Below are 20,371 nucleotides of genomic sequence, written 5' to 3'. Positions count from 1 at the left end.
TGGCGGTGATAAGGGGTGCCGATGGATATTCCCCAAGGCTGGACACTGAGCGATGACGGCAAGGCCCTGGAGCGGAGCTTTCGCTTCAAGGATTTTTCGGAGGCATTCGGCCTGATTGCCCGCGTCGCGATGTACGCCGAGAAGGTCGATCATCACCCGGAATTCACCAACGTCTGGAACCGGGTCGACTTTCGCCTGACGACTCATGACACGGGCGGCGTGACCGACCGCGACATCGATCTGGCGAAGGCCATCAACGGGCTGGCCGGTGGCTGATCCTGCCGCGGTGGAGGTATCGCGCGGGTCGAAGGCGATCGCTGCCTTCTCTACCATCGTCGAATGGTATGATTTTACCCTCTATCTCTACTTCGCGACGGTCCTTTCCCGCGTGTTCTTCGGCGGCGGCCATGATTCGCTGCTCATTACCCTGGCCGGTTTCGCCATCGCCTATCTGATGCGTCCCCTCGGGGCCCTGTTCTTCGGCCATATCGGCGACCGGTTCGGCCGGCGTCAAACCTTGCTGTTGTCGGTCGCATTGATGACCGCAGCGATGCTGGCGATCGCCTTGCTGCCCACGCGCGCGGCAATCGGCCCCGCGGCCGGATGGGCGCTGATACTGCTGCGCTGCGTGATGGGCTTCGCGGTCGGCGGCGAATATACGGGAGTCGTTGCCTATCTGCTGGAAGGAGCAAGGGACGAGCGGCGCGGACTCGTCACTTCCTTCGCCGCGGCGGCCAGTGAAGTCGGCGCCCTGCTCGCGGTCGGCATTTCGGCTGTCACCGTCAGCCTGTTGAGCGGGCCCGACCTCGACAGCTGGGGCTGGCGGATACCCTTCCTGTTCGGCGCATTGCTGGCAGGAAGCGTTTGGATCGCCCGCCATGCAATGGCCGAATCTCCCGACTTCGAGCGGCAGCGAGTGGAAGGGACGGTGCCGGACAATCCGATCCGTCACACCCTGACCCGGCACCGAGGCGGCATCTTGCGGGCTTTTGCTATCTCCTCGCTGGGTTCGATCACCTATTATGTCGGCATTACCTATGTACCGGCGTTCCTGACCACGGCAGGCGCGATGGCCGAAGCGGATTCGTTGTGGCTGTCGACCCTGGCGGCGGTGATGGTGATCGCCGTGACGCCGCTCGTGGGCCTGCTGTCGGACCGCCATGGCCGCAAGCCGGTGCTCGCCGCCCTGTGCCTTGCCAGCGCCATCCTGCCGGCGACGATGTTCTCGCTGATGGCGGGCGCCAGCCAGGCCGGAGTGCTGCTCGGCGCCGTCGTCCTGGCTATGGTTGCGGGCGGAATCAGCGCGGTCGGCGCGGTCGCCACCGCCGAGCAGTTCGGGGGCGAGGGACGGCTCAGCGGGCTGGCGCTTGGCGCGACTTTCGCGACTGCACTCTTCGGTGGGCTGACGCCCTATGTCGCGCAGCGACTGCTGGAAACCACCGGCTGGCCGAGTGTGCCGGGCGTCATGATCGCGGTGGTCGCCCTAGCGGTGCTGCCGCTGTTCCTGACGATGGACGAAACCGCGCCGCGACGGGATCGTAACCGGCCATCTTCCGTTCAGGGTGATGATGCGATAAGGCGTCCCTGATGACCGCAACCGCCGTCCTTTTCCTTGTTGCGCCGACCGTGTGTCAGGCCGCGGCCCTCTATTATCTTGACGCGGTGGAGACCGGCTGAGGCGGGACGCGCCCAGCCCGGAACCACCGCCCCGCCAAGCCTCGCTTCGGCGGGGTTTTTTTGTTGCCTTCACGACCCAGGAGTCTTCGAATGTTCCAGCCCGATTTCGCCGAGATTGAGAAACCCCAGCCTGCGCGCTGGCAGGACTATCTCGCTGCGCAGGACTGGCATCATTTCACCGCCGAAGAGCACGGCGTGTGGGACACGCTGTTCGCGCGGCAACTGCCCTACCTCGGGTCGCGGATCGTCACGCCGTTTCTCGAAGGCATTCCCAAGCTGAGCCTCGACCGGCCGGGCATTCCCGAGTTGGGGCGCCTCAATGAACGGTTGGAGACGCTGACGGGCTGGCGCTGCGTTTCTGTTCCGGGGCTGGTTCCGGACGATGCCTTTTTCGCCATGCTGGCGGAGCGGCGCTTCCCGATCGGCAATTTCATCCGCTCGGCCGACAATCTCGACTATCTCGAGGAACCCGATTGCTTCCATGACATTTTCGGTCATGTGCCGCTGCTGGCGCATGAGCCGGTCGCGCGGCTGATGGAGGCAATGGGGCGCCTTGGCGTGGAGGCAGTCGCAAGCGGACAGGGTGAAACGATTTCGCGGCTCTACTGGCACACCGTCGAGTTTGGTCTTGCCCGCGAGCGCGGCGAGGTGAAGATCCTCGGCGCCGGCCTGGCGTCGAGCTTCGGCGAGGCGCATTTCGCCATCGAGGCTGACGTGCCGCGCCCCCGCTTCACGCTGCACGATGCTGCCAATGCCGCCTACCGCAGCGACGCCTTCCAACCACTCTATTTCGTGTCGGATTCGCTGGACTGCGCGGCCCATGCGCTGGAAGCGCTCCATCTCGACGGGTTGAAGCGACTGTCCCGATAGCCCCTCTCCCAACCCTCTCCCGTTGGGACAGGGCTTTGGCGGCGTGACATTGGCAGGCGGGGGCCGCTATGGCGGCGATGATGACCGACGCCCCCGTCACCAGAGAGTATCGAACCGGTTCGGATCCGCGTACCCTGCGTGACGCGCTCGGCTGTTTCGCGACCGGCGTTACGGTGGTTACCTGCCTGGATTCGGCAGGGGTTCCGATCGGTCTTACCGCCAATAGCTTTACCTCGCTCAGCCTCGACCCGCCGCTCCTCCTGGTCTGTGTCGCCAAGATGGCGGCCAGCGCCGAGCCGCTGAGCAAGGCCCGAAACTTCGCGGTCAATGTACTGCAGACCGAGCAGCAGCCGGCCTCGATCACCTTCTCAACCCGAGTTGAGGACCGGTTCGGCTGCACCGCCTGGAGCATGGGCGAGCATGGGGTCCCGGTACTGCTCGACTCGCTGTCGGTCTTCGAATGCGCGCGCCACGCAATCCATGATGGTGGCGACCATTTCATCCTGGTCGGCGAGGTTAAGAAGGCGACCTTCGAGCCAGGATTGGACCCCTTGCTCTATTTCCGCGGCAGCTATCGTCGGCTGCATTTCGATTAATCCAGGTTAAGGCAGACTTATCCACAGAAGAGATGACTTCGCAGGAGAATCGAGTCAGCTTGGCGCCATGGCGGGCCGGGGGAAAGCTGATTCGCCTGCGGGCGGCATCGCGGAAGTAGCGCGAGACTTGGCGGCGGCTGAAACCGCTGGCCGTGGCGCCATGCCCGATTTCGCGACAACCATTGATTTCGCCCAAATTCTCGCCGTCGCCGACGCATTGCCGATCATGATCGCGTTCATCGGCCGAGACGAGCGCTACAGTTTCGTCAATCGGGCGCTGGCCGACTGGTTCGAGCGGCCGCGCAAGGACATTCTCGGCCGCCGGATGTCGGACATGCTGGGCGAGGAGGATTACCGGGCGCGAAAACCTTTGTTCGACGCGGCGCTGGCGGGCGAACGCCAGTTCTTCGCGGCCGACTTCCACCATCCGACACGCGGACTGCTTGCGGTCCAGGCCGATTATGTCCCGCAGCGCGACGCCGAGGGAAATGTCATCGGCATGATCATCCTGGTGCAGGACATCACCGAGCAACGTGCCGCCGAGCGAGCTCTTAAGGAAAGCGAAGCACGTTTTCGGCGGATTGCGAATTCCGCTCCGGCGATGATGTGGGTTACCCACCTCGATCGGACCCGCGATTTCGTCAATGACGCTTATGCTGAGTTTGCCGGCATGTCGCGCGAGGAGGCCAGGGTCCTGGATTGGCGCGAGCGGATCCATCCCGACGATCAGGCTCGTCTGGTAGCGGAAAGCGTTGCCGGGGAAGCCAGCGGCAAGCCATTTACCCTGGAAGCGCGCTACAGGCGGCATGACGGCGAATGGCGTTGGCTCCGCTCGGTTTCACAGCCGCGGTTCGGCCCCGACGGCGAGCTGTCCGGCTTCATCGGCGCGGCCAGCGACATTAGCGAGGCCAAGGCGGCCGAGACAGAGCTGCAGCGGCAGGTCGCGGACCGCACCGCCGAGCTGGTCGAGGCGCAGGACCAGCTCCGCCAGGCGCAAAAGATGGAGGCGCTGGGGCAGCTGACTGGAGGCATCGCTCACGACTTCAACAATCTGCTCACTGTCGTCGTCGGCGGGCTCGACCTGATCGCCAAGCAGGTAACGGACGAGCGGCTCAATCGCTATGCCACCAATGCGCTGGCGGCGGCCGAGCGCGGCGCCCGACTGACCGCCCAGCTGCTCGCGTTCAGTCGCGTGCAGCGGCTGGAGGTCAAGCCGACCTATGTCGCTCCGCTGATCGAGGAAATGCGGCCCTTGCTCCGCAATGTGCTGGGGCCGGGTATCGAGAAAGTGTTCGACCTCGATCCGCATTTGACGCCGGTGCTGGCCGACCCGACCCAGCTGGAAGTCGCCGTGCTTAACCTGGCGATCAACGCCCGCGACGCAATGCCGGACGGAGGGACACTGACCTTAAGCACGCGCAAGCTGCGGATCGGCGACGATGCCGAGCTCGAACCTGGCACCTATGTTGAATTGTCGATCGCCGACACCGGCAGCGGGATGGACGCGGACACCCTTGCTCGGGCGTTCGAGCCATTTTTCACGACCAAGGAAGTTGGCAAGGGCACTGGCCTCGGGCTGTCGATGGTCTATGGCATGGCGCGTCAGTCGGGCGGCGCGGTCAAGATCGATAGCACGCCCGGCATCGGGACGACGGTCCGGCTGTTCTTCCGCCGGGCCGACCGCGACGCCGAGGTCCCGGCCAGCGGCGGCCGGACCGGCGACGAACTCCGGCGCGGCCGGGGTCAGGCGACGGTGCTGGTGATCGATGACGACGAAGAGGTGCGCCACTTCATTACCGCAAGCCTCGAGGAATATGGCCATGACGTGATCGAGGCCGCAGACGGCGTCGACGGGATCGAGCGGTTCGGCTCAAGCCGGCCCGATCTGGTAATCATCGACTATGTCATGCCTGGCCTGTCGGGCGCGGAAGTCGCGGCTCACATCATCGCCACCAACCCCGACCAGGCAATCCTGTTCGTGTCCGGCTACAGCGAGACCGATGAAATCCGCAAAGCGGCACCGAATGCCAATGTCCTGTTCAAGCCATTCCGTGCGGCAGCGCTGGAAGAAGCAGTCCGGGCGGCGCTGGAGCCGGCCTAGAAGTCGATCGACAAGGTGGCGTTGGCGCGGCGCGGAAAGGTACGCCGCAATGCTCCGCTGCCGGTCACATTCCACGCATAGTCGTTGAGCAGGTTGTTGACCTGCAGCCGCAAGGTCGCCGGCAGCTTGGCGAGCTCAAAGCGATAACGGCCGCCGACATTGACCTGCGTCCGGCCGGGAATGGTCAGCGTATTTTCGGTGTTGCCTTCTCGCATGCTGAGATGCTGGATGCCGAGATTGAGCGACAACCGCTCCTCCCAAGGCATTCGATAGTCGAGGTACAGGCTGGCGGTGCGTTCCGCGATTCCGACCGGCTTGTCGCCGATCAGCCCAAGCTCGACAGCTTCGCCTGACACTCGCGGCTTCATCAATATGGCTCCGGCGACGACGTTCAGCCCCTTGATCGGTTCACCGGCCAGCGAGATTTCGATGCCGCGATGCCGGACAGTTCCAAGCTGCTTGTAAACCAGGCCCGGATCCAGGTTGAAATAGGGCTTCCGAACATCGAATGCGCCAAGGACCAGCCGCATCGGGCCAAAGGCATAACGGATGCCGAAGTCGCGCTGATTGGTCAGTAGCGCCGGCGGCGCCTCGCTTCGGTTGACCGCGATTTCGGGAGCGATGCCGCTATCTTCGAGGCCCTTGGTATAGCCGGCGTAAGCGACCAGGCCCTTGGCCAGGTTGATCGCCAGCGTCGCGTTCCACAGCCATGGCTGGGCGCGGGTTACGATCGGCTCCTCTTCCGGCGCGTCGATGGACTTGCGGTATTTGACCTTTTGGATCCCGATGCTGAATTCGCCGACATCCTGCCAACGGCCGTGATAGGCCAACCCCACGCCCAGCTGGCGCGCCTTGTCGATCGTCTCTTCGCCAAATGTCACGTCGGGTTCCGGAAATTCCGGGGGACCTTCGCTTATGTTGATTTCGCCAAGGTCGACCACGGCTTCGCCGCCGAAGTCTCCTCGCCGGGTGCCGCCTCGGACATTGAGGTGAATGACGTGGCGCCGCGGCCCCTCTTCGAAGGATCGCGACAGCCGTACTTCCCCGGCGTTGGACTCGGTGGTTCGGGGCGGATGGATATTTACCAGGAAGTCGGCGGTGCCGTCCGCCTGCGTGTTGACGAACAACGTATTGAAGCTGCGCTTGCTGTCGATGATGTGGTGGAACAGGCCGCCGCTAAGCCGCCAATCGCCGAAGGTCGAGTGGCCGAACAGCCCCATGGTGCGGAAGTGGTTCTTCCATGCCGCCCATTTCTGGCCATGCAGATGATTGGGAAGGTGCGGCGGAAGCTCGGTCCCGTCGACGAAAGTGAATGGCGTGCTGACATCCTTGGGCGCGATCTGGATGCCGTAATAAGCCCGGACTTCGGTCCCTTCGCGAGGGCGCCAGGCCGGCGCAATTCCGAAATCGAAATAATTGCCGACATCGCCGCCGGGAAAATCCCTTAAACTGTTGAAGGCAATGCCGCCGGCGAAGCTTAGCGTGTCGCTGACCGGCATTTGCCCATCGAGATCGAAGCCGATCTGGCTTTGTCCGCCGTACAGGACGCCGGACAGGGCCGGCTCATCACCTGCCGGCCGCAGCGACAGCTCGACGATGCCGGTCGGCGCCGGAAAGGCATAGCCCTGCGCGGACAGGCCGACGCGAACGTCCGACCCCGACTGGATCCGCTGATTGCCGATGACAATCCCGCCCAAATAAAGTCCGTCGATGCGGATGTTGCCCGCCGCCGCGGGACTGAAGCCGCGCACCTCTTCGGTGCTGTAGAGCCCGATGGATTCGTTGCCGACGCTGGTGCCGAAGGCATCGTCGGCGGACGTCACCGCATTCTCGCCGGTTCGCTGAGCGATGGCCGGGGTCGCGAAGGCGCTGGCGGCGATCGACAGGGCGGCAAGGCGAGCTGGCAGGTGGCGGCTCAAGAAGTTCCCCTGGAAAGCGCCGGGTGGATATGCCCACAAGCGCCAGCCTTCATTGCCAGAAAGAGAACGAATGGGGAACCTTCGGCGGCACCCGCCGTCGCCAAAATTTGGCTGTTGGTAGAAAAGCTGGCCTTATGGCCGGCGGTGGATCAGCCGGCCATGCGCTTGGCGCCGAGGCCGAGCACCATCTGGTTGGCACGCTCATAGGAAAGGGGCCGGCCGAACAAATAGCCCTGGATGGTGTCGCAGCCGAGGTCGCGCATCCGCTCGAAGTCCTCGGCGGTCTCGACGCCCTCGGCGGTGACCGACATGCGGAAGCTCTTGGCCAGCTGGACGATCGACTGGATGATCGCGACATTCTCCTGGCGGGACCCGGCTTCGCGGACAAAGCTGCCGTCGATCTTGAGCTTGTGGAATACGGCTTTGTTCAAATAACCGATCGAAGAATAGCCCGTTCCGAAATCGTCGAGCGCGATGCCGACGCCGAGCGCACGCAGGCGCTTAAGCACGTCCAGGGTTGCACTCTCGCCGCCCAGGAACACGCCTTCGGTGACTTCGAGCTCCAGCCGGTTGGCCGGCAACTTGTAGCGGCCAAGGGCCTGGCTGACGACGTTGGGCAGCGACGGAAGGATTATCTGCTTGGGGCTGACGTTGAGCGCGACCGTAATCGGCTCGGGCCAGGTTGCCGCGGAGCGGACCGCTTCTTCGATGACCCATTCGCCGATCACCGGCATCAGGCCGCTCTCTTCCGCGACCGGGATGAACACGTTGGGCGGGACGAAGCCGCGCTGCGGATGGTTCCAGCGGATCAGCGCTTCGAAGCCGACCAGCTTCTGGGTCTTGGCATTGACCAGCGGCTGGTAGACCAGGTGGAATTGCTTGGCGGCAATGGCGCCGCGCAAGTCGTTCTCCAGCCGCACCCGGTCATCCTGTTCGGTTTGCAGCTCCGACGAGAAATATTTGGCGATGCCGCGTCCGGCGCCCTTGGCCTCGTACAGCGCAAGGTCGGCCTTCAGGATCAAATCGTCGACGGTGGCGCCATCGATCGGGCCGAAGGCGCAGCCGATCGAAACGCCGATGCGGATCTCGGTCTGGTCGATCATATATGGTTCTTTGATCGCACCGATGATGCCGTCGGCCATCTGCTCGATCTTCTTGCGCGACTGGGCATCGGTGATGACGATGGCGAATTCGTCGCCGCCCATCCGGCCAACATGGCCGTCGGGGCCGACCTGGTCGCACAGCCGCTTGGCGACGGCCTGCAACACAGCATCGCCCTTCGGATGCCCGAAGGTGTCGTTGACCGGCTTGAACCCGTCGAGGTCGAGGAACATGATCGCGCAAGGCACATTGCCGGCTGTCGCCATCCGCAGCGCCTCGCCGAGAAGCTGGCGAACCCGCCCGCGATTGGGGAGGCCCGACAGCACGTCCATATTGGCCAGGTGGGTCAGCCGTTCCTGGGTGTGGCGGATCTCGGTGATGTCGCTGCCCACTCCGCGGAACCCCTCGAAACGTCCGGCGGTATCCACGATCGGGTCGCCAGCGATCGAAATCCAGCGCGGGCCGCGCGCGGTCTGCAGCTCCATCTCCAGATTGCTGAACGGCTGCTTCTCCAGCAGCACCCGGCCGAGCTCGGCATGGCCGCCAAGCAAGGATGGCATGGAATGGCCGAGCAGCGCGCTGGCCGGGCGGCCGAGCAAGGCAGTCATTCGCGAGGAAATATAGGTGATGCGATTTTCGCCATCGACCTGCCACAGCCAGCCGACGCCGCGCTGCTCATATTCCTGCAGCAACAGGCTGGCGCTTTCCGACTGGGATCCGAAATCGGCATTGGTCTTCAACTGGCCGAATGCCCAGCGGGCCACGGTCAACACGCCGACCGTGGCGACGCCAAGCGTGAACAGGATCGCCATCATATTGTCGAGCGGAATGCTGTGCCGGCCGACCAGCAGCGAATAGCTGAGGCCGGCGGTGAAAATCGCCATCCAGGCGGTGACGCAGGTCGGGACGACGACCAGGCCCAGCGCGGCAATGCCAAGCCCGGCGATCAGGGTCGCGGCAACCATCTGGCTTTGCGCACCAAGCATCGAGAAGGACAATACCGGCAGCGACAGCCACAGCAGGGCGCGCATCACAATATCGCCGACCATTGCCAGCCTGGGCAATTTGCGCCCCGATCGGCCGACATGGGTGACGGCCTGGGTGCGGGCGAATTGCATGGTGATGAGGTTGACGCTGCCGACCGCGACGACCCAGCCGCCAAGGTAGGAGGCGGGCACATGACCGTAGAGCAGCATCGCCATCAGGACCGCGGCGATACTGTTGGCGGCGGCGAAGAAGGGAGCGAACTGGCCGCGGGCGATCAGCTGTGCATCGCGCAGCGGGCTGCTGCCGCCGTCGGTTTCGCGCGAGGTAACGCCCAGCGATTCGCCGTCCGGGAGGCGCGCTGAAATCATACGCTTGTAACGGTCTGGTGCCTCGTACATCCGGTCATCCGCGTGGCTTGGGGGCCAAGGGATAGGCCAAATTGGGTTACTTCGCGGTTAAAGAAGCCCATTATTTGGTCGCGATCAGCCGGCGATTTCCGACCATTTGTGCAAGGATATTCGTGGCCATTCGGCCCGCACAGACGGCGTTCGTCGCAACCCAACTGTAGTGCGGACGAGGGGAAGCGTAATGGCCTCGCATGGAGGCGAATTTCGCGATGAACATGGGCACGGCCGAGGGCAGTATGGCGCGCTATATCGGGGCATTCATCATTGCCGTGCTTGCATCCGGGTTGGCCGCCACCGCCGTCGGCAGCTTCTGGATCATTCGTGAAGGTGCGTTTCGCGCCAACCAGTTGTTCGGGCTCTGGTTCATGGTCACCTGTGTTGCCGCCTTTTGCGCGACGGCATTCGGCATTCCCATATTTTGTGGCCTGGCAGCGCTGAAGCGGGAGTTTGCGCTTGGCTATATCGTCGCCGGCTTCGCCGTCGGCCTGATACCCGGTTACGTGATGATCGGAAGGGAGCAGGGGACCGAGGCCCTGTTCATCTGCCTGTCCGGCGGGATTCCCGGCGCCGTATGCGGCCTTGTCTGGTGGCTGCTGGCACGGCGCCACACCGGCGCATGATCCCGAGTTGTTACCGGCGGGAAGAGAGGCCGCTTCCCAGGACGGCCGCTCCTTCAACGCGGGTCACCAGCCCATTCGAAATCCCACTTTCCCACCGGCCTTGCCGCTTTTCGGCGCGATGCCGACCCCGACCGACATGGATGCATGATCGGTGACGCGAAAACCCATCGCCGCCGCACCGGCAACGCGATCGTTCCAATAGCCAAGGCCTCCTGTCACCGCGATCCGCTCGCCTGGCAGCAGGACCGGGGTGTCCATTGCCATCGCCATCGCCACGCCTTCGTTGGCACGGCGAATACCCTTGTCCTGCTGCAGGTTGCGAAGCTCGATGCTGTCGAGACGCCCGCCAAGCAGGTCGAAACTGGATCCAAGCTGTTCGAGGGCGCTGATCCGGCTTTCATGGTCGCCGGTGACCGTCTGCAGCGTTGAAATTTGCCTGTCCTGGGTAGCAATCGCGCTCTTGTTGGCTGCAAGCTGGGCGGTATTCGACGCAATTTGCGATCCCTGTGCCGCCATCGCCTGGGTGGCGGTCTTGAGTTGGGACATGTTCACGGCATCGGTATCCGCGGTGCCGGCCGCGACGTTGACGATCCTGCGCTCACCGCCAACAGAACCGACGGAAACGGTGTTCGCCTGATCGGCGATCGAATCTGCACCCAATGCCACGCTACCTTGCGCATAGGCATCCGCATTTCTGCCGATCGCAATAGAATCGTCGGCAGAGACGTTGGCAAAAAGCCCGATTGCAACGCCAGCGTATCCGCCGCCCTTCGTTTCCATTGGATTGACGTTGGCGCGTAAACCAATTGCCACGCCGGAGTTATAGGCATGGCTGTATGCGCCCACCGCCGTCGAACTTCTAATTGCATCCGCCTTGGAGCCCACTGCGGTGGAAGCGAAATTGAGAGCATAAGCCGCATAGCCAAGCGCCGTGGAATCTTCCCCGGTTGTATGGGAAAAGGAACCGCACTCCAAAACGCCAACAGCTAGGGCATTAGTACAATCCACCGTCGGTCCGGCCAAGGCTGGCACCGAGTTGATGCCAAGAATGCCCGCCGAACAGGTCAGCGCAATTCTGCAAAAGCCAATCGCCATGTGCGACCTCCCACAAAGGAAGTCAAAGTCGTCCACATCCTGCGCGCGCACCAGTAAGGTTGCGTCGACTATCTCTGCCCCGCGATTAGTGGCGCGATACAGAGGCGAGTGGCAGAAATATTTGGATGAACGGGCGCGTTACTGCTTGCCGAGCTGCAATTTATCGAGGTCGCGGGTCGTCACCGGATGGTAGGAAGCCCGGGTCTTGGCGTAGATCCGCGCCGCGATCGGCCTTCCCCACTGCTCATCCTCGGCCAGGCCCACGATCAGCGGCTTCACAAATTTGCGCCGCCCTTGCACGGTCAGAAAGTCTTCCAGCGCTGGAACGGCAGGATCGAACCGGTTTTTGACCGCCAGGTCGAGGAAGGCGAAACGGATTTCGCTGTTTCCGGAGCGCGACAGGTTGAACGCCTGGTCGAGCGCGGACATTCGATCCGCCGATTGCTTCTTGTCGATCCGGTTGAGGAACCGCAGCCGCTCGTCGGTGGTCCAGCGGGCCCAGGCGTCCGCGGCAGGCTGATTACCCGCCTTGAACGCCGTCACCGCGGCGTCGACCTCGGCGAAGGCTTTCGGATCGGCGGGCGCGATATTGCCGGGTACACCGGGATCGCCCACCCATTTGTCGAGCTGCAGTCTGGCCTCCAGCGCCTGGTCGCCCTTGATCAAATGCTCGCGGATGTCCGCCAGGAACATGCTCGACGTCACCGGCTGGAACTTGTGGCGCTCGAACCAGCCCTTGAGCCACTCGTCGAACCGATCGCGCCCGACCGCGACCTCGATGGTGCGGAGGAAGGCTGCGCCCTTTTCATAGGCGATGTCGGTCAGGCCGTCGTCGGGGTGGCGCCCTTTGAGGTCGATGTGCAGGCGCGTGTCGGGTCCGGTCGGGCCGCCGTTCTCGGCGACCGCCTTGTTCATCGCATCGAGCCCGAGCGACACCTGCTGCGCGGCGACCTTCGGCCCGTAGACGGCTTCGACGATCCGCCGCTCGGCATAGGTGGTCATCCCCTCGTTGAGCCAGAAGTCGGCCCAGGTGGCGTTGGTGGCGAGGTTGCCGGACCAGCTGTGCGCCAGTTCGTGGGCGATCAGGCTGGTGAGGCTCTTGTCGCCGGCGATGAAAGTCGGCGTGAGGAAGGTCAGTGTCGGGTTTTCCATGCCGCCGAACGGAAAGCTGGGCGGCAGGACCAGCATGTCATAGCGGCCCCATTGGTAAGGTCCGTAAAGCTTCTCGGCGGCATCGACCATCTTCTCCGTGTCGCCGAGTTCGGCGGCGGCTCGGTCGAGCATCGCCGGCTCGGTCCACACCCCCGTGCGCCTGCCAAGGTCGCGGAACACGAGGTCGCCGGCGCCGATGGCGATCAGATAGGGCGCGACCGGATGGTCCATCCTGAAGCTGAAGGTTCGCGCATTGCCGGATTCGGTCGGGTCAGCGGCGCGTGGCGCGGACATCACCACAGTCAGCGGCTTGTCGACGCTGACCTTCGCTTCCCAGCTCTGGCGGATGCCCGGCGAATCCTGGGTCGGAATCCAGCTGCGGTTGAGGATCGATTCGCCCTGGCTGAACAGGAACGGATGTTTCTTGCCGGCGGTTTGCTCCGGCGTCAGCCACTGCAGCGCATCGGCATTGGCCGCCGACTTGTAATGGACCACAATCTGCTTCGTGTCCGGGCCGATCGCGATCGATAGCGGAGCGCCGAGGTTGGGATCGTTCGCGCCGACCTTCCAGGCCAGCGGCTTGCCGGCGCCATCGGCGACGCTTTCGATTTCCAGGCCCTTGTCATCGAGGATGATTTCCTTGGCGTCCGGCTTTGCCTGGATGTCGAGGGTTGCGGTGCCGCCAACCCGCTTGCTGTCAAAATCAACCGCCAGGTCGAGCGCCAAATGAGTCACCCGGGCCTCGAGCGGCCTGGCATAGCTGTGGATGTCGACCGCGTCGGGGGTGTCCAGCACCGGCGCCACCTCCGCCGCCCCGGCGGAGGGAGCGGCTTCATGGGCCTGGCAGGAAGCAAGCAGCAGGGCCGCGGCAGCGGCAGTCAGCGCACGAAACACTCAGATTCTCCGGAAAATGGACTCAGGCGGTTTCGCCGACGGACCGGTAAATTGTGTTGAGCGGACGCTCGAATACCCGCCGCACCATCGGCTCGAAAAATTCGAGCGGAGCGCTGTCATATGCGGGATCGAACGCGCTTTGGTCGTACAGCTCGCAGAAGCGGGCCGTGTCCTCGAAATGCTCATGACCACGAAACGCCTCGCGCATGTCGCGGTTCATTCCAAGGTAGTGGAAGAAATAATATCCCTGAAACACGCCATGATGTTCGGCGATCCAGTGCAGCTTTTCGTCGACGAACGGCTTCAGGATCGCGGCGGCGATTTCCGGATGATTGTAGGACCCAAGCGTGTCGCCGATGTCGTGGAGAAGCGCCATGACCACATAAGGCTCGCTCTCCCCGCCGCGATGCGCCCGGGTCGCGGTCTGCAAGCTGTGCTGCAGCCGGTCGATCGGAAAGCCGCCATAGTCGCCGTCGAGCAGCCTCAGATGCGCCAGCACGCGATCGGGAAGCGCCTGGGCGAACGGAAAGAAATGCGACCCGATGATCGCCCAATCCTCTTGCGTGCCCTCGTCCATCGACCGGAAGCCGGCGCGCTGCGCTTGCTCGTTCATCGTGCCTCTCCTAGTCGGGTCCCATCAAAGTAGTACTTTGATGGGGTCCCTTGGCTCATCTGCTCTCTAGACCGGTCGGGTTGCCGACGCCAAGCCTAGGCGGTTGCGAACCTCCGGCCTATATCGCCCTTATGGATCGCGTTGCGACGAACCAGGCGGAGATGGCCGGCGACAGTGTAAGAGCGCTGGCCGAGGCCGCCGCGCAAGATCATATCGTCCGTCCCCGGGGCAAGGGGCCCGCTCGGCCATTTTTGGCCGGGGTCGGTCTCGACCGGCCGTTTTTCGACGACAAGAATCGCGCCTTCTGGGTGCTCCAGTCGATCGGCTGGAGCGGCTATTTCATTCTCCGTTCGCTGTCCGGCCTCGCCAATTCGATGGGCGCGATGTTCGTCGTCCACACGCTGCTGCTGACTGCGACCGGTTATTCGCTGACCCTGCTGATGGCATCGCTTTACCGCCGGCTGATCGTCATGCGGGCGATCTGGACGGTGATCATCAGCCTGGCCACGGTGATCCTCGCGTCGGCCGCCTTCTCGTTCATCGAAACCTGGAGCTATGCCACCTTCCTCCGGCCCGACGCCAAGCCGGCCGGGGTCGAATATCTCGGCGCGATCATTCTCGATTTCTCGATCCTCGCCGCCTGGTCGGCGCTTTATTATGGGATCAACTATTATCTGCTGCTGGAAGAGGAAATCGATCAGCGCGCCCAGCTTGAGAGCCAGGCTTCGACCGCCCAGCTGGCAATGCTCCGCTACCAGTTAAATCCGCATTTCCTGTTCAACACGCTGAACAGCATTTCGACGCTGGTGCTGCTGAAACAGACCGAGCGCGCCAATGCGATGCTGTCGCGCCTGTCCTCATTCCTCCGCTACACGCTGGTCAATGAGCCGACCGCCAAGGTGACGCTGGTACAAGAGGTGGAGACGTTGAAGCTCTACCTCGAGATCGAAAAGATGCGGTTCGAGGATCGGTTGCGGCCGCATTTCAAGATCGATGGCGATACGATCGGGGCGAGGCTGCCGTCATTGCTGCTGCAGCCGCTGATCGAAAATGCGATCAAATATGCCGTGACCTCGTCCGAGCATGGCGCCGATATCTGGATCAATGCGCGGCGCGAAGGGCGCGCGGTCAGGATCGAGGTGGCCGATAGCGGGCCGGGGCCGGGAGGCGCTCCGATCGACGCCGAGGGAACCGGCGTCGGCCTGGCGAATATCCAGGACCGGCTGGCGCAGGCTTATGGCGCGGCACATGGTTATTCCACGCGAACGAACGAACATGGGGGGTTCAGCGTTATCATCGAAATTCCGCTCGAAACCGACCAGAAGGATCATTCATGACCATTCGTACCATCCTCGTTGACGATGAGCCTCTGGCGACGCAGGGACTGCGCCTGCGCCTGGAAGCTCATGACGATGTTGAAATCGTCGCCACCGCCGCCAACGGGCGAGAAGCGATCCGGGCGATCAAGACCCACAAGCCCGACCTGGTCTTCCTCGACATCCAGATGCCCGGGTTCGACGGATTTTCGGTGATTTCCGGGATGATGGAGGTCGAACCGCCGCTGTTCGTGATGGTCACCGCCTATAACGAACATGCCCTGCGCGCCTTCGAGGCCCAGGCAGTCGACTATCTGATGAAGCCGGTCGAGGAAGATCGGCTGGCGGCAACGCTGGACCGGGTCCGGCAGCGGCTTGCCGAGAAGCGCGGCGCCGAAGAAGCCGAGCGCCTCAAGGAGGCATTGGCCGAACATGCGCCGGAGGCAGCCGAGGAACTGGCCGACGCGATGCCCGAAGGTCCCGCTTCCTCACGGTTCGAAAAGATGATCAACATCCGCGACCAGGGGCAGATTTTCCGGGTCGATGTCGACACGATCGAGCGGATCGATGCCGCCGGCGACTATATGTGCATCCAGACCGGCGACAATACTCTGATCCTGCGCGAGACGATGAAGGATCTGGAAAAGCGGCTCGACCCGCGCCGCTTCCAGCGGGTGCACCGCTCGACGATCGTCAATCTCGACCTTGTCCGGCAGGTAAAGCCGCACACCAATGGCGAATGTTTCCTGGTGCTCGACAGCGGTGCCCAGGTGAAGGTGTCACGAAGCTATCGCGACGTGGTGGCAAGGTTCGTGCACTAGCGGAAATCGCGGCCTGTACAGGTGCAGGAGAGCATGACGATCAAGAAAGGGGGGCTCGATGGCGCGAATTACCGGCTTGGGCGGTGTTTTTCTCAAGATCGCCGATCAGGAAGCGACGAGTGCCTGGTACAAGGAAATCCTTGGCATCGGCGGAGATTGGGGCGCCATGTTCCCGTTCAAGAACGACGACCCGGAAGGCTTTTCCCTGCTTTCGGCGTTCAAGCCGGAGACGGACTATTTCGAACCAAGCAAAAGGGAATTCATGATCAACCTTCGGGTTGACGACCTCGACGGATTCATTGCCGAGCTTGAATCCAAGGGTGTCGAAATCCTTGGCCGCCAGGACGAGGATTACGGGCGCTTCGCCTGGATCGTCGACCTCAACGATGTGAAGATCGAGCTGTGGCAGCAGCTCGGCCCCGCCCCGGAATGATGGAGAAAGATCGACCGCTATGAGCAAGTTTGAAACCTTCGCCGCGCTCCACGTCCCGGGGAACCCGGTCATTCTCTATAATATCTGGGATGTCGGCAGTGCCTTGGCGGTGGTCACGGCGGGCGCCAGGGCACTCGCCACCGGTAGCCATCCGGTCGGCGACGCCAGCGGCTTTGGCGACGCCCACCAAGTTCCCCTGGACTATGTCTTCGCCAACGCGGCACGGATCGTCGAGGCGGTCGACCCGCTGCCGCTGACCGTCGACTTCGAAGGCGCCTATTCGACCGACCCGGAAGAAGGCGGACGCAATGTTGCGGACCTCAAGCGCTCCGGCGCTGTCGGCTGCAATTTCGAGGATCAAATCGTCGGCGGGGACGGTATCCACCCGATCGACGAACAAGTCCGGCGCATTGCCGCGATTCGCGCCGCCGTCGGCAGCGACTTTTTCATCAATGCCCGGACCGACCTGTTCATCAAGAACGATCAACGCGATGATTCCCTGGTCGACCAGGTGATCGAGCGCGGCAAGGCGTTCGCGGATGCCGGGGCGAGCGGCTTCTTTGTGCCGCGGCTGGCCGATTCAGGGCAGATTGAGCGGATCGTCCGCGAAGTGCCTCTGCCGCTCAATGTGATTGCTTTCCCTGGCGCTCCGCCCAAGGCCGAATGGGCCGCGGCCGGCGTCGCCCGCATCAGCCATGGGCCCTTCCCGCATCGCGCCCTTATGGCCCAGCTTACCCAGATGGCGAGCGCGGCCATCAATTAGGATCGCCGCCCAAATTTGTTGACCGCAAGATTTGGGTTGCCCAGTTCGATTGCGGACGGCATGACGAGAACTAAAGGAGAACATCGTCATGTCGAACTTCGCCCGATTTGCCGAGCTTCATGTGCCCGGCAATCCGCTCATCCTGTTCAATGTATGGGATGCCGGCAGCGCCCAGGCCGTAGCGAAGGCAGGCGCTTCGGCAATTGCCACCGGTAGCGCGTCGGTCGCCATGGCAAATGGCTTTGGCGACGGTCAGCAGGTGCCGCTGGAATTTGCGCTGGGGAATGCAAAGCGCATCGTCGGTTCAGTCGACCTGCCGGTCACGGTCGATTTCGAAGGGGCCTATTCGGATGATCCGCACGAAGGCGCGCGCAATATCGTGCGCCTGGCCGACACCGGCGCGGTCGGCTGCAATTTCGAGGATCAGATCGTCGGCGGCGAAGGGCTTCATCCGATCGACGTGCAGGCCGAACGGATTGCGGCCGCCCGTGCCGCGGTCGGCCCCGATTTCTTCATCAACGTTCGCACCGATCTGTTCCTCCAGGCGAAGCAGGAAACGCATGACGAGGCGATGCTGAGTGAGGCAGTCGATCGGGCCCATGCTTATGCCGAGGCCGGGGCGAGCGGCTATTTCGTGCCGATGCTCGGCAACCTCGATTATCTGCGGCGGCTATGCGACCAATCGCCAGTGCCGGTGAACTTCATGACCTATCCCGGTTGCCCGTCAAACGCCGAGGTGGCGGCCAACGGCGTAGCGCGGATCAGCCATGGCCCGTTCCCCTACATGTCGCTGATGAGCCAGCTGGAGGAGGCCGCCGGGCAGGCGCTGGCCTAGGCGGGCTTGCGCTGCCACCATCGGCGGCTGCTCTTGCCGGACTTGAGCACGCTGCGGCGGAATATGGCGGCAGCAAACTTAAGGATCAGCGCGACCCAGAGCGCCTGCCAGGCTACGGCGACCAAATGAGGCCATAGGGCCGGCAGTTCGGCCGCGCGCGCGATCATCGCAAAGGGCGACGACAGCGGGAAAATTGCGGCAGCGATTGCGGGTCCGCCCATCGGTGCGCCCACGCCGGCAGCTGCAAACCCGAACAGCAGCAATTGCCCCATCGTCACCGGCATCGAAAGAATCTGCACTTCGCGCGCGGTCGAAGCCTGGGCGCCGATTCCCAGGAGGGTCGCCCCGATCAGCAAGTAGCTCATCGAGAAATAGAGGAGTGCAAGGCCGAGGAAAGCGGGCCAGCCAACCGCGGGGGTAGCAAGGGCGGCCAGGCCGCCTTCGTTGACCAGGTCGATCAGGCTTGCCGCCGTAACCGACCAAAAGGCGATGCCGACCAGGGACGTGGCCAGCATGGCAAACAGCTTGCCCAGGAATATCGCATTGACCGGGACGGCCGCCGCCAGCACCTCGATCACCTTGCTCGATTTTTCCTCGATCAACTGGCTCAGTACCATGCCGGCCAACATGATCGTCAGCACGAACAGCAGGATCTGGCCGAAGCGGGCCGTCAGATTGCGGGTGAATGCCTTCAGTCCCGACGTGCTGGTGGTCGGCGTCAGGAGCAGCGGCGAGCCCAGGGCCGGCCGCTCGGTAGACATTCGTCGCGCCTCCTCGACGTACATGCGGACCTGTCGCGTCGTCCGCCCGCTGCTTGTCACCGCGCCGGTCAGGTGCGGGAAGATAAGGCCTCCATCGAGCACCGCGATGACCGGCTCACCATTGTCCGCGAGCAATTTCATTCGCTGCGCTGCCACGTTCGGCTCGGGAGCAACATGACGAAGCTCGACGGGCGCCATATCGCTCAAGGGCGCAAGCCGCTCTCGGGCGGCGGCAAGGCGCTCGAAATCCTGTTGCGACCCGATGACCGCGACTGGGGGCAGTTTGGAATTGCGGTCCACCTGCGCTCCGATCCCGACAAAGCCGAAGCCGATCGCCAGCGGGAACAGCGGGCCGATGAGGAAGAAGAGGAACGTCTTGCTGAGGACCGTCGCCGCGAAGTCGCGCCGGGCGATGACGAAGGCTGCGCGGATCGTTTCGGGAAGCTTCACGCAGCTTCCTCCGAAACCGGGACGTGACCCATTTGGCGCGCCGCCGCTTCACCGGCGATGGCAATGAAGGCGTCGTGCAGACCGGCGCGCTCAATGCTCAATGTCTCAATACCCGCGCTCCCCTCGATCAAGGCCTTGAGCAGCGGCTCGGGACCGCTCGCAGGAAGCTCGAACCGCCACTCGCCGCCCACCAGGCTGGCCGATCGCGGAAGCGCGTCGCGCCACGGGCCATCCTTGGCCCGGGTGCGTAGATGGACAATCGGCCGAAGGCGGCCGCGCGCCTCGTCGACATCTCCCTCGAACACGGCCTTGCCCTCGGCGATGATCGCGATGCGCTCGCACAGGCGTTCAGCATGAGCGATGACATGGGTCGAAAAGATTACCGTCACGCCCGCCGCGGCCTGGTCGCGGATCAGCTGCTCCAGCTTTTGCTGGTTGATCGCATCCAGTCCGGCAAATGGCTCGTCGAGCACGATCAGCCTAGGCTCGTGAATGATGGTGCCGAGCAGCTGGACCGTTTGCGCCATGCCCTTGCTCAGCGTTCGAATCGGCCGCTTCGCCCAATCGGCATGACCGCTTTGCTCAAGCAGCTTCAACGCCCGGCTCCGGCCCTCTTTCAGCGGCAACCCCCTGAGCGCGCCCATGAAGGCCAGCGCTTCCACCGTCGGCATCGCCGGGTAGAGCCCGCGTTCCTCCGGCAGATAGCCGATTTCATGCGCGATCTCGATCGGCCTGTCATGGCCGAGCAGCGAGCGGGTACCGGAGCTCGGATCGATGATTCCAAGCATTATCCTGAGGCAGGTCGTCTTGCCCGCGCCGTTGGGGCCCAGGATGCCGGTAATACTGCTTTCGGGGACGGTCAGGCTCACTCCGTCGACCGCTCGCTTGCCGTCAAAGTCCTTGACGAGGTCGGTTGCCCGCGCGGCGATTGGTCTTTCCCCCATGCCCTCAATGGGTAAA

Annotated in this window: 18 protein-coding genes; 11 read left to right on the top strand and 7 right to left on the bottom strand. The window is 63.4% G+C overall.

Annotated elements, in window-relative coordinates; genetic code table 11:
* Positions 1-21: 21 nt before the first annotated feature.
* From LZ518_RS11995 to LZ518_RS11975, 5 genes are all read left to right on the top strand, one after another.
* Entirely contained in the window at positions 22-276 is a 255-nt protein-coding gene (locus LZ518_RS11995) for a 4a-hydroxytetrahydrobiopterin dehydratase (protein WP_249916212.1), read from the top strand.
* Positions 269-1,588, top strand: a complete 1,320-nt coding sequence (locus LZ518_RS11990; RefSeq protein WP_249916211.1) for an MFS transporter — start codon at positions 269-271, stop codon at positions 1,586-1,588. Before LZ518_RS11995 ends, LZ518_RS11990 begins: the two co-directional genes overlap by 8 nt.
* Before the next feature lie 179 nt (positions 1,589-1,767).
* Positions 1,768-2,547 (top strand): phenylalanine 4-monooxygenase, encoded by a 780-nt coding sequence (locus tag LZ518_RS11985; RefSeq protein ID WP_249916210.1) that lies wholly within the window; start codon positions 1,768-1,770, stop codon positions 2,545-2,547.
* 80 nt (positions 2,548-2,627) lie between these two features.
* A complete protein-coding gene (locus LZ518_RS11980) occupies positions 2,628-3,143 on the top strand; it encodes a flavin reductase family protein (RefSeq protein ID WP_249916209.1) in 516 nt (171 codons plus the stop codon).
* 160 nt (positions 3,144-3,303) lie between these two features.
* Entirely contained in the window at positions 3,304-5,244 is a 1,941-nt protein-coding gene (locus LZ518_RS11975; protein ID WP_249916208.1) for a hybrid sensor histidine kinase/response regulator, read from the top strand.
* Here LZ518_RS11975 and LZ518_RS11970 read toward each other — a convergent pair.
* Both LZ518_RS11970 and LZ518_RS11965 read right to left on the bottom strand, forming a co-directional pair.
* On the bottom strand, positions 5,241-7,163 hold the full coding sequence (locus LZ518_RS11970) for a TonB-dependent siderophore receptor (RefSeq protein ID WP_249916207.1): 1,923 nt from the start codon (positions 7,161-7,163) through the stop codon (positions 5,241-5,243). The genes LZ518_RS11975 and LZ518_RS11970 overlap by 4 nt on opposite strands.
* A 149-nt stretch (positions 7,164-7,312) precedes the next feature.
* Positions 7,313-9,649 (bottom strand): putative bifunctional diguanylate cyclase/phosphodiesterase, encoded by a 2,337-nt coding sequence (locus tag LZ518_RS11965; protein WP_249916206.1) that lies wholly within the window; start codon positions 9,647-9,649, stop codon positions 7,313-7,315.
* Positions 9,650-9,867: 218 nt separating this feature from the next.
* Between LZ518_RS11965 and LZ518_RS11960 the strand changes: the two genes are divergently transcribed.
* Complete coding sequence (locus tag LZ518_RS11960) at positions 9,868-10,278, top strand: hypothetical protein (RefSeq protein WP_249916205.1); 411 nt, start codon at positions 9,868-9,870, stop codon at positions 10,276-10,278.
* Between the two features lie 63 nt (positions 10,279-10,341).
* Here LZ518_RS11960 and LZ518_RS11955 read toward each other — a convergent pair whose 3' ends face one another.
* From LZ518_RS11955 to LZ518_RS11940, 3 genes are all read right to left on the bottom strand, one after another.
* Positions 10,342-11,424 carry a YadA family autotransporter adhesin gene (locus tag LZ518_RS11955; protein ID WP_348538685.1) on the bottom strand — a complete coding sequence of 361 codons (1,083 nt, stop codon included), beginning with the start codon at positions 11,422-11,424 and terminating at the stop codon, positions 10,342-10,344.
* A gap of 87 nt (positions 11,425-11,511) precedes the next feature.
* On the bottom strand, positions 11,512-13,419 hold the full coding sequence (locus LZ518_RS11945) for a M1 family metallopeptidase (RefSeq protein ID WP_249916204.1): 1,908 nt from the start codon (positions 13,417-13,419) through the stop codon (positions 11,512-11,514).
* A gap of 22 nt (positions 13,420-13,441) precedes the next feature.
* Positions 13,442-14,032 (bottom strand): HD domain-containing protein, encoded by a 591-nt coding sequence (locus tag LZ518_RS11940; RefSeq protein WP_249916203.1) that lies wholly within the window; start codon positions 14,030-14,032, stop codon positions 13,442-13,444.
* 131 nt (positions 14,033-14,163) lie between these two features.
* On the opposite strand from LZ518_RS11940, the gene LZ518_RS11935 reads away from it, so the two are divergent.
* From LZ518_RS11935 to LZ518_RS11915, 5 genes are all read left to right on the top strand, one after another.
* Positions 14,164-15,369 carry a sensor histidine kinase gene (locus tag LZ518_RS11935; protein WP_249916202.1) on the top strand — a complete coding sequence of 402 codons (1,206 nt, stop codon included), beginning with the start codon at positions 14,164-14,166 and terminating at the stop codon, positions 15,367-15,369.
* Complete coding sequence (locus tag LZ518_RS11930) at positions 15,366-16,169, top strand: LytR/AlgR family response regulator transcription factor (protein ID WP_249916201.1); 804 nt, start codon at positions 15,366-15,368, stop codon at positions 16,167-16,169. Before LZ518_RS11935 ends, LZ518_RS11930 begins: the two co-directional genes overlap by 4 nt.
* 58 nt (positions 16,170-16,227) lie before the next feature.
* Complete coding sequence (locus LZ518_RS11925; protein WP_249916200.1) at positions 16,228-16,602, top strand: VOC family protein; 375 nt, start codon at positions 16,228-16,230, stop codon at positions 16,600-16,602.
* Positions 16,603-16,621: 19 nt separating this feature from the next.
* Positions 16,622-17,365 (top strand): isocitrate lyase/PEP mutase family protein, encoded by a 744-nt coding sequence (locus tag LZ518_RS11920; RefSeq protein WP_249916199.1) that lies wholly within the window; start codon positions 16,622-16,624, stop codon positions 17,363-17,365.
* Between the two features lie 88 nt (positions 17,366-17,453).
* Positions 17,454-18,200, top strand: a complete 747-nt coding sequence (locus LZ518_RS11915) for an isocitrate lyase/PEP mutase family protein (RefSeq protein WP_249916198.1) — start codon at positions 17,454-17,456, stop codon at positions 18,198-18,200.
* Here LZ518_RS11915 and LZ518_RS13575 read toward each other — a convergent pair.
* A complete protein-coding gene (locus tag LZ518_RS13575) occupies positions 18,197-19,411 on the bottom strand; it encodes an ABC transporter permease (RefSeq protein WP_249916197.1) in 1,215 nt (404 codons plus the stop codon). The two genes, LZ518_RS11915 and LZ518_RS13575, sit on opposite strands and share 4 nt — an antisense overlap.
* Positions 19,408-20,355, bottom strand: coding sequence for an ABC transporter ATP-binding protein (locus tag LZ518_RS11905; RefSeq protein ID WP_249916196.1), 948 nt, complete (start codon positions 20,353-20,355; stop codon positions 19,408-19,410). The genes LZ518_RS13575 and LZ518_RS11905 overlap by 4 nt, the downstream gene beginning before the upstream one ends.
* Positions 20,356-20,371 lie beyond the last annotated feature (16 nt).

This window comes from Sphingomonas brevis (assembly GCF_023516505.1).
In the GTDB taxonomy this organism is placed as follows: domain Bacteria; phylum Pseudomonadota; class Alphaproteobacteria; order Sphingomonadales; family Sphingomonadaceae; genus Sphingomicrobium; species Sphingomicrobium breve.
Note: the sequence above shows the minus strand (reverse complement) of the source record. Positions and strands in the feature narration are given on the sequence as shown.